The sequence below is a fragment of the Cellulosimicrobium sp. Marseille-Q4280 genome (genome assembly GCF_943181405.1).
In the GTDB taxonomy this organism is placed as follows: Bacteria; Actinomycetota; Actinomycetes; order Actinomycetales; family Cellulomonadaceae; genus Cellulosimicrobium.
In genome coordinates, this window is sequence record NZ_CALPBY010000003.1 from 662,551 (window position 1) to 675,442 (window position 12,892).

Consider the following 12,892-nt stretch of genomic DNA (forward strand, 5'->3'; position numbering starts at 1 on the left):
GGCCGTGTCGGCCCGCCGGTCGTCGGCCGCTGCGTCGCGGCCTGCGACCTCCTCTCGTCCGACCGGTCCGCCGGCCCGCACCGTCGCGGGTCCGGCAGCGCCGGTGGTTCCAGTGGTTCCGAGCGCAGACCCGACGCCGGACGGCGTCGGGCCCGCTCGGGTCATCGCCCGGTCAGGGCTCGACCCAGCTTCCGGACGCCGCGCTGCGCTCCACCGCGTCGAGCACGCGCTGGACCGCGAGACCGTCCGCGAACGTCGGCGACGGCTGCGTGCCCGACGCGATCGCCTCGACGAGGTCGACCACCTGGTGGGTGAACGCGTGCTCGTACCCGAGGCCGTGACCCGCGGGCCACCAGTTCGCGACGTACGCGTGCTCGGGCTCCGTGACGACGATGCGCCGGAAGCCCGCCGTCGCGGCGTCCTCGGCCGCGTCGAAGAAGTGCAGGACGTTCATGTCCTCGAAGTCGAACGCGAGCGAGCCCCGGGAGCCGTTGATCTCGAGGCGGATCGCGTTCTTGCGCCCGTAGGCGAACCGGGTCGCCTCGAAGGTCCCGATCCCACCCCCGGAGAGACGCGCGAGGAAGATCGCGGCGTCGTCGACCGTGACCGGACCACGCTCGGCGCCGCCCTGCCCGGTGAGACCGGTGAACTCCGTGGCGACGGGACGCTCGGTCACGAAGGTCTCGAGCAGACCCGACACGCTCGTCACGCGCTCGCCCGTGATGAACTGCGCGAGGTCGATGACGTGCGCGCCGATGTCGCCCAGCGCGCCGCTGCCGGCCTTGGTCTTGTCGAGACGCCACGAGAGCGGGGCGTCCTCGTCGGCGATCCAGTCCTGCAGGTACTGGGCCCGCACGTGGCGGACGGTACCGATCCGGCCGTCGGTGACGAGCCGGCGCGCGAGCTGGATCGCCGGGACACGACGGTAGGTGAAGCCGACCATCGCGACCTGGCCGCGCGAGGCGGCCGCCTCCGCCGCGGCGACCATCTGCTCCGCCTCGGCGACCGTGTTGGCGAGCGGCTTCTCGCACAGCACGTGCTTGCCGGCCTCGAGCGCGGCGATCGCGATCTCCGCGTGGGTGTCGCCGGGGGTGCACACGTCGACGAGGTCGACGTCGTCCCGTGCGACGAGGGACTGCCAGCTCGTCTCCGTGGACTCCCACCCGAGACGCTCCGCGGCGGTCTTGACCGCCTCCGGGTTGCGCCCGCCGAGCACGCGCATGCGCGGCTCGAGGGGGAGGTCGAAGAACCGGGGGGCGGTACGCCATGCCTGCGAGTGCGCTGCCCCCATGAACGAGTACCCGACCATGCCGACGCCGAGCTGCGCGCCGTTGCTGTGTGTCATGACGTTCCTTTCGTGCGCGCGCCCACGGTCCGGCCGGGCTCTCACCCGGGCGGACCGTGGGCGCGGTCCGCGTGCTGCTGTCTGCCTAGGCGCTCAGGACTGGAACGCGGTGGGCAGGTACTGCTCGACGTTGTCCGCGGTGACGACCGGGGCGAAGAGCTGGACGGTGCGCGGCACGCCGGACGATGCGAGGTCGCTCATGTTCTTCTCGTGCGCGACGAGACGGGCGAGCTTGATGCCGTCCGCGGCCTGGGTCGACGGGTAGACGACCGTGGCCTGGAGGACCGAGTCGTCGGCCTGGATGTGCTCCATGACCTGCTGCGAGCCGGCGCCGCCGACCATGAAGAACTCGTCGCGGCCCGCGTTCTCGATGGCCGAGAGCACGCCGACGCCCTGGTCGTCGTCGTGGTTCCAGATGGCGTCGATCTGGGGCTCGGCCTGCAGCAGGTTGGCCGTCGCCGCCTCGCCGCCCTGGACGGTGAAGTCGCCCTGGACCTGCGTCGAGACCTCGAGGCCGCAGTCGGACAGCGCGTCCGCGAAGCCCTGGCTGCGGTCCTGGGTGAGCGGGAGCGACGCGATGCCCTGGATCTCCGTCACGACGGCGTCGGGGTTGTCGCCGAGCTCCTCGCAGATGTAGGTGCCGGCGGACACGCCCATGCCGTAGTTGTCGCCGAGGACCGTGGAGCGCGCGGCGAACGGGCTCGAGAACTCGCGGTCGACGTTGATGACCGGGATCCCGGCCTCCATCGCCTGCGTCGCGACGTCGGTGAGCGCCGCGCCGTCGAACGGCAGGAGCACGATCGCGTCGACGCCGTCGTTGATGAAGCCCTCGATCTGGCTGATCTGCACGTTGACGTCGTTCGTGCCCTCGGCGACGCGGAGCTCGACGTCCTCGTAGTTCTCCGCCTCGGCCCTGGCGGCCGCCGTGATGGCACCCATCCAGCCGTGGTCGGCGGCGGGGGCCGAGAAGCCGATGACGACCTCCTCGCCCGCGGCGTCGTTGTCGGAGACGGCCTGGTTGGTGCCGCCCCCGCCGTCACCGTCCGCCGTGTCCTCGTCGGCCGGGGTGTTCGAGGTGCATGCCGTGGCGATCAGCGCGATCGACGCGGCGGAGACCGTCGCGATCGTGATGCGGCGACGGAGGGTGGTGCGTGCGGACATGGGATCTCCTTCGATGCTGTCCTGCTGGGAGCGGGGACTACGGGGGTGGTGCTTGAGGACGGGGTGGGTGGTGCGACGACGACGCCGGGGCGTCATGTCCGGCGGACGAGGCGCTGCTGGAGCAGGACCGCGCCGACGATGATGGCCCCCTTGACGATCTGCTGGACCGAGCTGTCGACGTCGTTGAGGATGAAGACGTTGGTGAGCGTCGTGAAGATGAGGACGCCCAGGACCGTGCCGACGATCGTGCCGCGGCCGCCCACGAGGAGCGTGCCGCCGACGACCACCGCGGCGATGGCGTCGAGCTCGAGGAGCAGACCGTTGGTCGAGGCGCCGGCGCTCGTGCGAGCGAGGATCATCACCGCGGCGATGCCGGCCGTGAGGCCGGAGAGCGCGTACACGTACATGAGGTGACGCTTGACCTTGATGCCGGCGAGGCGCGCGGCCTCGGGGTTGCCACCGACGGCGACGGTACGACGACCGAACGTCGTGCGGTTGAAGAGGAACCAGCCGAGCACGGCGACGAGCGCGAAGATCCAGACGATCTTCGGGACGCCGATGAGGTTGCCCTTGAAGACGTCGTCGAACGCCTGGACGTCCACGATCTGCGTGCGCCGCTGCGCGATGAGCTCGGCGAGCCCGCGCGCGGCGACGAGCATCGCGAGCGTCGCGATGAACGCCACGACCCTGCCGTACGCGATGATCACGCCGTTGATGAGGCCGGCGCAGAGGCCGACGGCGACCGCGCACACGAGCATCACGGGCCAGCCGTACGACTGGGTCGCGAGGGTCGTCGCCCAGACCGAGGCGAGCCCGAGGACCGAACCGACCGACAGGTCGATGCCTCCCGTCGTGATGACGAACGTCATCCCGATGCTCACCACTCCGAGGACGGAACCCAGGCTGAGGATGGTCATGAGGTTGCTGACGCTCGCGAAGCGTTCCCCCCCGGTCGCGAAGCCCACGACGCACAGGAGGAGCAGGGCCACGACCAGACCCACGTTGCGTCCCGCTGCTCCTGACAGGAGGCCGCTGCGACGCGAGCCGCTCGCCGCGTCCTGCTTCTCGACGCGGGCTGACTCGTCCGCGTTCGGCGTCGACGCCGACACCCTTTGCTCGCTCACGCGACACTTCCTTCCATGACCATGTCGAGCACCTGGTGCTCGTCGATCGATGCGGTGGGTCCTTCGTGCACCACGCGACCCTCGGAGATGACGAGGACGCGGTCCGCCAGACCCAGGACTTCGGGGATCTCGCTCGAGACGACGACGACGGCGGCGCCCTCGTCGGCGAGGCGGCGGATCAGGGCGTAGATCTCCGCGCGCGCCCCGACGTCCACGCCGCGCGTGGGCTCGTCGAGGAGCAGGACGCGGCACCCGTGGACGAGCCACCGGGCGAGCATCGCCTTCTGCTGGTTCCCGCCCGAGAGCGTGCGGATGGGGCGGTCCACGCCGGTGGGGCGCAGCTCGAGCGAGTCGGCCTGCTCCTTCGCCGCGCGGCGCTCGGCCCGCTCGTCGAGGAAGCCTCCCTTGGCGAACCGGGAGAAGGTCGAGAGCGTGACGTTGCGGTAGACCGGCTCGTCGAGGAGGAGCCCCTGGCTCTTGCGCTCCTCGGGCGCGAGACCGATGCCCGCGTCCACGGCCGAGGCGACCGAACCGACGCGCAGCCGGCGCCCGTCGACCTCGACGCGGCCGGCGGTCGCGCGGCGCGCCCCGTAGACGGTCTCGAGGATCTCCGACCGTCCCGAGCCGACGAGGCCCGCGAGCCCGACGATCTCCCCGGCACGGACCTGCATGCTCACGTCGGCGAACGTGCCGCGCAGGGACAGGCCCGCGACGTCGAGGACGACGGGGGCGCCGTCGGGCAGCTCGGTGGCGTCCGGGAACACGTACTCGACGGACCGGCCCGTCATGAGGGTGATGAGCTTGACCGTCGGCGTCTCGGAGACCGGGAGGTTCTGGGCCACGGTGCGCCCGTCCTTGAGGACGGTGATGCGGTCGCCGATCTCCCGGATCTCCTCGAGCCGGTGCGAGATGTAGACGACGGCGACACCTGCGGCCGTGAGCTCCTTGACGACGCGGAAGAGGTTGCCGACCTCCTCGGAGTCCAGGACCGCCGACGGCTCGTCCATGACGATGACGCGCGCGTCGTGCGACAGGGCCCGCGCCATCGAGACGATCTGCTTCCCGGCGGCCGAGAGGTTCCCGACCTCCTTGCTCGGCGAGATCTCCGAGTGGCCGAGCCGCTTGAGGATCTCCCGCGTGCTGCGCACCGCCTCGCGGCGCTGGGAGAACCCCATCGTGGACAGCTCGTGACCGAGGTAGACGTTCTCGGCGACGGTCAGGCCGTCGACGACGTCGAGCTCCTGGTACATCGTCGCGACCCCGTGCCGCAGCGCGGCGACCGGGTCGGAGATGTTGATGGGCTCCCCGTCGAGGAGGATCTGCCCTTCGGTCGGCTGGTGGGCGCCGGCGAGCACCTTGATGAGCGTGGACTTGCCGGCGCCGTTCTGACCGAGAAGGCAGTGGACCTCACCGGGGAGGATCTCGAGGTCCACCCCGTCGAGCGCTCGCGCTCCGGGGAAGACCTTGACGATGCCCTGCATCTGCAGGAACGGCTGGTGGGGGTCTGCTCTGACCATGTGCCTGAACCTAGGGCATCTTTTGACGAGCGTCAATCATAAGTCGTGGACTTTCACCCGCGTTACCGGACCGTTACCGTCAAAAGTGCCTCGACGCGCGGCCCGCTGCAGAGCTGGCGCCGCGGCGACCGCTGCAACCGGACGCCGCATCGACGGGGCCGTGGGACAGGAGCTGAGAGGGAGAGGCGCTCGTGCCTCTCGTGACGGGTCGCGGAGCATCGGCGTGGCCTCGGGGCGGTTCGAACCTCCCGCCGGGAGCGCGGCGACCTCGCTGTCGCCGTACTGCAGGACGGTAGGGTATCTTTTGTCGATCGTCAAGCAAAAGACGTCAGAGTTGCCGTCGATACGGGGCGGCCGTCGAGAGGCTTCGTGGTTCACTGTGCTCATGGAGGAGCTCCTGAAGTTCGCACCGCGTCCGACTGGCGCCGGAGACATGTTCCAGCTGCTCCGGGACGGCCAGCCGCGCACGCGTGCGGACCTCGCGTCGATCACCGGTCAGGCACGGTCGACGATCGCGGCGCGGATCGACCTCCTCATGTCCTCGGGCCTCATCGCCCCCGCCGGCGAGGCGAGCTCGACCGGCGGGCGCCCGCCCGTGACCTTCGCTTTCAACCCGGGCGCGCGCATCGTGCTGGCCGTCGACCTCGGCGCGACCCACGCACGACTCGCCGTGACGGACCTCGCGTCCAACGTCCTCGCGGAGACCGACGCCGCCCTCGCGATCGCGGACGGACCGGACGTCGTGCTGTCCTGGGTCGCCGAGACGGGCGAGAAGCTCGTCGCGACGACCGGTCGCAGCATCGACGACCTCGTGAGCGTCGGCGTGGGCCTCCCCGGCCCGGTCGAGCACTCCACGGGCCGGCCGATCAACCCGCCGATCATGCCCTCCTGGGACGACGTGGACGTACCGGGCATCCTGGCGAAGCGCTTCAACGCGTCGGTGCTCGTCGACAACGACGTGAACATCATGGCCCTCGGTGAGCACCGGACGGCCTGGCCGGACGTCACGGACATGCTCTTCGTCAAGGTCGCCACGGGCATCGGCTCGGGCATCATCGCCGACGGCGAGCTGCGACGAGGCGCCCAGGGAGCGGCCGGCGACATCGGGCACGTCGCGGTGCCCAGCGCCGCCGACGTGCCGTGCCGGTGCGGCAACGTCGGGTGCCTCGAGGCCGTCGCCAGCGGGCAGTCCGTCGCGAGCATCCTCACGGCCGCCGGGCTCGACGCCCGCACCAGCGCCGACGTCGTGGCGCTGGTCCGCGCGGGCGACCTCACCGCGAGCCAGGCGGTGCGCCAGGCCGGACGCGACATCGGCTCCGTGCTCGCGGCGTGCGTGAGCCTGCTCAACCCCTCCCTCATCGTCATCGGCGGCATCGTCGCCGAGGCCGGAGAGCACCTCATCGCCGGCATCCGGGAGATCGTCTACCAGCGGTCGCTGCCCCTGGCGACGCAGCACCTGCGGATCGTCACGTCGCAGGCCCGGGGCCAGGCCGGGGTGCTCGGTGCCAGCGCCATGGCGGTCGATCACGTACTCTCTCCCGCAGCGATCGACGCGCTCGTCGGCTGAGGCGTCGGTCGTCGGCCGGTGCCGACGTGGGCGACCGCCGAGACGACGAGTGTGACGATGCACGAGGAGGACTCATGACCGAGCGGAACCGTCGGGCGCTCGTGGTCCGAGGCGGTTGGCCCGGGCACGCGCCCGAGGAGGCGGCGGAGCTGTTCGTCCCGTTCCTGGAGGCGTCAGGCTTCGACGTCACGCTCGAGGGCTCCCTCGAGGCCTACGCGGACACGCAGTTCATGACCGACCTCGACCTCGTCGTCCAGTGCTGGACGATGGGCGAGATCCTCCCGGACGAGATGCGTGGCCTGCGCACCGCCGTCGCGAACGGCACGGGCTTCGCCGGCTGGCACGGCGGCATCATCGACTCGTTCCGCCTCGCGACCGACTACCTGCAGATGGTCGGCGGGCAGTTCGCCGCCCACGCGCACGACCTCGTCGACCACACGATCGACGTGGTGCCCGAGCGGGCCGACCACGACATCGTCTCGGGCCTCGGCACGATCGCGCTGCGCTCCGAGCAGTACTGGGTGCTCACCGACTCCTACAACGACGTGCTCGCGACCACCACGATCCACCCGCAGGCCGGCGACCCCTGGCACGAGCCCGTCGTCTGCCCCGCCGTGTGGACGCGGCAGTGGGGTGAGGGCAGGGTCTTCGTCTCCACCGCCGGCCACCAGCTCGCCGACCTCGAGGTCCCCGCCGTCCGCACGATCGTGGAGCGCGGCATCCTCTGGGCGAGCCGCTGACGTCCCAGCCCGCCGCGTGACGTCCTTCCGCGGCCTGCTCGCCTACCTCGTCACGCCCCTCACGCCCGACGACGTCCCGCACCTCGACGCGCTCGGCCACCTCGTGCACGACGCGGTCCACGAGGGGGTCGACGGCCTGGTCGTCCTCGCGTCGTCCGGCGCGGGGGTGACGTTCGACGCGGCGGAGCGAGGCGCCGTCGTGCACGCCGCGGTCACGGCGGCAGCGGCCACGACAGGGGCCGCTGCCCGGCGGGTGCCGGTGCACGTCGCGGTGGGCGGCACGTCGACGCGCGAGGTCGTCGCGCGGGCGCGTGCCGCGCGGGACGGCGGAGCGGACGGGCTCGTGCTGGCGCCGTTCTCGTACCTGCCTCTCGTCGAGGACGAGGTCGTGGCGATCTTCGACGCCGTCGCGGACGCCGTCGACCTGCCGGTCTGCTACTACAACAGGAGCGTGCAGACCTCCTACGACGTGACGCCGACGACGCTCGCGCACCTCGCGCGGACGACGACGGTGACCGCGGTCAAGGATCCGGCGTCGCTGCCCTCGCGACCGGGCGGTCGCGTCGCCGCTCTCCGGTCCGCGGTCGACGGCCTGGGCGTGAGCGTCGGTCTCAGCGGCGACCCCTCGCTCGTCACGGACGCCGAGGCCGCGGACGCCTGGCACACCGGTCTGGCGGGCCTCGTCCCCCGGGAGTACGTCGCACTGCGCCGTGCGCGGGTCGACGGCGACGTGCCCGACCCGGACACCGCGGCCTGGTTGCGCGACCTGACCGGGGTGCTCGCCGGGCTGCGGCCGGTGAGCGGGTTCCACGCGCTCGCGAACCTGCTCGGCACCCCGACCGCTCCCCCGCGCGGACCGTCGCTCCCGGTGGACGACGACGGGCGTCGGCGGCTCGCCGAGGTCGTCGCCCGTCGACCTGCGTGACGGCCTGACCGGCCGGCACGACGCGGCGCGCGAGCACGCCGACCGTCCGCCGAGAGGACGGCTCAGACGTCCACGTCGTCCGCGGGCTCCTGCCCGGCTCCGACGAGGTGCGCGACGGCGTCCGGTCCGCCCTCGAGGAGCGCGACGAAGCCGGCCTCGTCGAGGATCGGCAGACCGAGGTCGCGCGCCTTCGTCTCCTTGGACCCCGCGTTCTCCCCGACGACGACGTAGTCCGTCCGCTTCGAGACCGAACCGGCGGACTTGCCGCCCGCGGCGACGACCGCCTCCTTCGCGCCGTCGCGGCTGAACCCCTCGAGCCCGCCGGTCACCACGACCGTCAAGCCGTCGAGCGGGCCTGACGGCGCCTCCGCCTTGCCCGGTCCGGGGTGGTCCGGGATCTCGAACCGGACGCCGTCGGCCTCCCAGGTACGCACGATCTCCTCGTGCCAGTCGACCTCGAACCACGCGATCACCTCGTCGGCGATGACCGGGCCGACACCCTCGACCGCGGCGAGCTGCTCGCGCGACGCCGACCGGATCGCGGCGAGCGACCCGAACCAGTCCGCGAGCGCCCTGGCGGCGACGGGGCCGACGTGGCGGATGTTGAGGCTCACGAGGATCCGCCACAGGTCCTTGGTCTTCGCACGTCGCAGCTCCGCGACGAGCGTCTCCGCCGTCGTGGAGGGCCCGTAGACCGGGAAGTCCTTGCGGACGCCGGCCGCCCGGCGCTCGGCGGTCGTCGCGTCCTCGTACCCCGGCGGGTAGGTACGGCTGACGACCTTCTGGAAGGGCCGGGCGACCTTGGCGCTCATCGTCGAACCGTCCGACATGGTCACCTCCGCGGACTCCCCCCGCCCGTCGCTCGGGCGCGGCAGCCCGGTCTCCGGGTCCCGGACGACGACGCGGATGGGGGCGAGCTGCTCGACGGTGAGCCCGAACAGGTCCTTCTCCGTGCGCAGCGGCGGCTCCGCGGGTTCGAACGGCTGGGTGAGCGCGGCAGCGGTGACCTCTCCGAGCACCTCGATGTCCAGGCCCCCGCGCGACCCGATGTGCTCGACCCGCCCCCGGACTTGCGCGGGGCACGACTCGGCGTTGGGGCAGCGCAGGTCGACGTCGCCCTCCTTCATGGGACGCAGGGGCGTCCCGCACTCGGGGCAGTCCGTCGGCATGACGAAGTCCTCGCGCGGGTACCCGTCGTCCGCGAGCGCCGCGACGGGGCCGAGGATCTCGGGGATGACGTCGCCGGCCTTGCGCAGCACGACCATGTCGCCGATGCGCACGCCCTTGGCCCGCACGACGTCCTGGTTGTGCAGCGTGGCCTGACGGACGGTCGAGCCCGCGACCTTGACCGGCTCCATGACGGCGTACGGCGTGGCTCGCCCGGTGCGGCCGACACCGACCTGGATCGCGAGGAGGCGCGTGTTGACCTCCTCGGGCGGGTACTTGTACGCGATGGCCCAGCGGGGCGCCCGGCTCGTGGCGCCGAGGCGACGCTGGAGCGCGAGCTCGTCGACCTTGACGACGATCCCGTCGAGCTCGTGCTCGATGTCGTGCCGGTGCTCGCCGAAGTACGCGATCCGTTCCATCACCTCGTCGAGGCCGGCGACCACCCGGGTGTGCGGGGAGACGGGCACGCCCCACTGCTCGAACAGCGCGTACGCGGCGGACTGCCGCTCGAGGTCGGCCTGCTGGCCCTCCTCCCACTGCAGCGCACCCACGCCGTGCGCGTACATCTGCAGGTTGCGGCTCGCTGTGACGGCGGGGTCCTTCTGCCGCAGCGACCCGGCCGCGGTGTTGCGCGGGTTGGCGTACGGCGCCTGCCCGGAGGCGACGAGCCCCTCGTTGAGGGCGGCGAAGTCCGCGACCCCCATGAACACCTCGCCGCGCACCTCGATCACGTCGGGGTGCGTCGCGGGGTCTCCGGCGAGCTGCTGGGGGATCGACCCGATCGTCCGGACGTTCGCGGTCACGTCCTCGCCGGCGCGGCCGTCGCCGCGCGTGGCCGCCCGCACGAGCCGGCCCTTCTCGTAGAGCAATGCGATCGCGAGCCCGTCGATCTTCACCTCGCACAGGTACTCGACGGCGGCATCCGCGGGCACGCCGAGGTCGCGGTGCACGCGCGCGGCCCAGGCCGCGAGGTCCTCCTCGCTGAACGCGTTGTCGAGGGAGAGCATGCGCTCGAGGTGCTCGACCGTCGCGAACCCTGCGGCCGCGCGGCCGCCGACGCGCTGCGTCGGCGACTCGGGAGTCACGAGGGCGGGGTGGGCGGCCTCGAGCGCCTGGAGCTCGTGCATCCGTGCGTCGTACTCGGCGTCCGAGGAGACCGGCTGGTCCTCCTCGTAGTACGCGCGCTGGTCCGCCTCGACCTGCGCGACGAGCTCGGACCAGCGGCGCTGCGCCGCCGCCTCGTCGAGCTCGGCCGCGGAACCGGCCTCGGGGACGTCGGCGCGGGACCCGGTGGGGTCGCCGCTCGGTCGGTCGGTCGCCTCGGTGCTCTCGGTCACCCGCACATCATCGCGCGAACCGCCGACACGTTCGCGTCACGCCGTCACCAGCCGTGCGACGCGTCGTCGTGCATCTCCGGGCACCCGCCGCCGGGCTCGGTCGCGGCCTCGTAGTGCCACACCTCGTTGGCGTAGGTCTGGCACAGCCCGAAGTCCGCGCCGTGCTGCTGGAGCCAGTACGCGCCCTCGGTCGGACCGACGTCGATCGCGGTACCGGCGACGTGCTCCGACGACTCGGGCGGCAGGACCCACCGCCGCGCCTCCTCGACGGACCCGTAGCGCTCGACCGCGTCGTCGACGAGCTGCTGCTGCTCGTCCGCGGTACGCCACCCCGAGGTGATCCACAGCTCGACACCCTCGGCGGCAGCGGCGGCCCGGGCGTCGTCGAACCGCTGCTGCAGCCCGGGGCCGAGCCCCACCGCCGTGACCGGTGCCGCGTCGGTCTGGCGGGTCACCAAGCCCGCGACGTGGTCCGTCGGTGCGGAGACCAGCTGGACGACGGCGACCGCGGACGCGGCCAGGCCCGCGACGACGGCGCCGGCGTAGACCCGGCGCCCGACGCGTCGCCGTCGCCCGACCCTGGTGGTGACCGACCTGGTCCGGACCGGGTGGGGCGGCGTCGGCGCGTCCCGCAGCGTCATCGTCGGACTCCTGCGGTCGGGCTCGAGCGGGGCAGGAGTCGCCGACCCGGGGCGAGCCCGAGCGGCACGGCGACGGCCGCGACGGTGAGGACCCAGGCCGAGTAGTCGAGACCGAGGAACACCCAGATGCTCGCGTGCATCGTCGCCACCGCGAGGACGAACGGGATCCGGGTGAGCCGCACGGCGAGCCACACAGGTGCGGTGAGCTCGAGCAGCAGCGCGCCCGTGGCGAGCGCACGCGTGAGCAGCGGCTGGTCGGCGACCACACGCGTCAGCCCGTCGCCGAACGGCGAGGCACCCTGCCGCAGGATCCAGGCCATGGAGTCCCCCAGCGCCCACGCCGGTCCGCTGTGCACGAGCTTCTGCGCCCCGGTGAGGAAGTAGACGCACGCCACGACCGCGAGCGCCGCACGCACCGTCCACCCGGTCCGCGCCGGTTCCTCGCCGTGCGCGGTCCCGCGAGCGGGCGGTGCCGCGAAGAGCAGGACGAACCCGACCGTCACCGTGAGGACGTCGGTGTGCATCACCTTCCCCGAGCTCCCCCACAGCGCGGTCAGCACGAGGTAGGCGGTCCAGGCGACGGCGAAGCCGACTCGTGCCCGGATGCCCGCGAGCACGAGCGCGACGCCGAGGATCCCGAGGACCTGGACGGCGAGCAGGGCCGCGACCGAGGGCTCGACCGGCAGCCAGCCGAGGATCGTCGGGCCGCCGGTGAGCACCGCAGGGCGCTGGGCCACGAGGGTCCAGTCGTGCACCGCGAGCCGGACCCCGACGACCGTCGCGACGAGCGAGTGGACCTCGACGAGCCGGTACCAGGGCACGGGCGCGACGAGCCGGCGGTCGACGCCGCGCACGGCCCGGAGCACGTGCGGGCGGGACGACCGGGCGACGACGACCGGCTCCGGCACGCGCGTCCCCCGCGCGCTCACGGCCGCACCTCGAGGACCGGCTCGCGCGCGACCTCGGTCCACTCGAGCGACGCGGGGTCCAGCGTGCGCCGCACGCGCTCGAGACGGACCGACGTGACGTGGCCGGGCCGGGTACCCGCGACGCCGAGCCACGCCCGGACCATCGCCTCCCGCTCGGCGGGCGGGGTGGACGTGAGGTCGGCGTAGCGGTGCGTCGTCGCGGCGAGCACGGGGTTCCCGGTGCCGGGCCGCAGGAGCACGGTGCCGTCCGCGCCGTCCGCGGACAGCTCGAGGCTCGTGCGTGCGCCGGTGCGCACCTCGCTGAACAGGCGGTACGACGTGAGGGGCCACGCCTCGACCCCCGCCGCGGCCGTGGCGAGCAGCAGGCCGACGACGCCGTACGTGACGGTCCGGGCGAGGACCGGTTCGGGCATTCTCCGCATGACCCAGACACTGCCGG

General features: G+C 72.7%; 11 protein-coding genes. 3 read left to right on the forward strand and 8 right to left on the reverse strand.

Annotation, left to right across the window (positions count from 1 at the left end; translation table 11 throughout):
- Positions 1-172: 172 nt before the first annotated feature.
- From NFS20_RS11140 to NFS20_RS11155, 4 genes are all read right to left on the reverse strand, one after another.
- A complete protein-coding gene (locus tag NFS20_RS11140; RefSeq protein ID WP_251151828.1) occupies positions 173-1,345 on the reverse strand; it encodes a Gfo/Idh/MocA family protein in 1,173 nt (390 codons plus the stop codon).
- Between the two features lie 93 nt (positions 1,346-1,438).
- Positions 1,439-2,506, reverse strand: a complete 1,068-nt coding sequence (locus NFS20_RS11145) for a substrate-binding domain-containing protein (RefSeq protein WP_251151829.1) — start codon at positions 2,504-2,506, stop codon at positions 1,439-1,441.
- 92 nt (positions 2,507-2,598) lie between these two features.
- Entirely contained in the window at positions 2,599-3,630 is a 1,032-nt protein-coding gene (locus NFS20_RS11150; protein ID WP_251151830.1) for an ABC transporter permease, read from the reverse strand.
- The gene (locus NFS20_RS11155) at positions 3,627-5,147 is read right to left on the reverse strand and encodes a sugar ABC transporter ATP-binding protein (protein WP_251151831.1); all 1,521 of its coding nucleotides are present in this window, start codon (positions 5,145-5,147) and stop codon (positions 3,627-3,629) included. Before NFS20_RS11155 ends, NFS20_RS11150 begins: the two co-directional genes overlap by 4 nt.
- Positions 5,148-5,532: 385 nt before the next feature.
- Between NFS20_RS11155 and NFS20_RS11160 the strand changes: the two genes are divergently transcribed.
- From NFS20_RS11160 to NFS20_RS11170, 3 genes are all read left to right on the forward strand, one after another.
- Positions 5,533-6,714, forward strand: a complete 1,182-nt coding sequence (locus tag NFS20_RS11160; protein WP_251151832.1) for an ROK family transcriptional regulator — start codon at positions 5,533-5,535, stop codon at positions 6,712-6,714.
- Between the two features lie 74 nt (positions 6,715-6,788).
- Complete coding sequence (locus NFS20_RS11165) at positions 6,789-7,454, forward strand: ThuA domain-containing protein (protein ID WP_251151833.1); 666 nt, start codon at positions 6,789-6,791, stop codon at positions 7,452-7,454.
- 16 nt (positions 7,455-7,470) lie between these two features.
- Positions 7,471-8,379 (forward strand): dihydrodipicolinate synthase family protein, encoded by a 909-nt coding sequence (locus NFS20_RS11170; protein ID WP_251151834.1) that lies wholly within the window; start codon positions 7,471-7,473, stop codon positions 8,377-8,379.
- A gap of 62 nt (positions 8,380-8,441) precedes the next feature.
- Here the strand turns inward: NFS20_RS11170 and ligA are convergent, their stop codons facing one another.
- From ligA to NFS20_RS11190, 4 genes are read right to left on the reverse strand one after another with little or no spacing between them, the layout of a single operon-like run.
- Positions 8,442-10,883, reverse strand: coding sequence for an NAD-dependent DNA ligase LigA (ligA, locus tag NFS20_RS11175; RefSeq protein WP_251151835.1), 2,442 nt, complete (start codon positions 10,881-10,883; stop codon positions 8,442-8,444).
- A gap of 44 nt (positions 10,884-10,927) precedes the next feature.
- On the reverse strand, positions 10,928-11,524 hold the full coding sequence (locus NFS20_RS11180) for a M15 family metallopeptidase (protein WP_251151836.1): 597 nt from the start codon (positions 11,522-11,524) through the stop codon (positions 10,928-10,930).
- On the reverse strand, positions 11,521-12,453 hold the full coding sequence (locus tag NFS20_RS11185; protein ID WP_251151837.1) for an HTTM domain-containing protein: 933 nt from the start codon (positions 12,451-12,453) through the stop codon (positions 11,521-11,523). Before NFS20_RS11185 ends, NFS20_RS11180 begins: the two co-directional genes overlap by 4 nt.
- Positions 12,450-12,875: a hypothetical protein gene (locus NFS20_RS11190; protein ID WP_251151838.1), complete on the reverse strand. Its 426-nt coding sequence runs from the start codon at positions 12,873-12,875 to the stop codon at positions 12,450-12,452. The genes NFS20_RS11185 and NFS20_RS11190 overlap by 4 nt, the downstream gene beginning before the upstream one ends.
- Between the last annotated feature and the right edge of the window lie 17 nt (positions 12,876-12,892).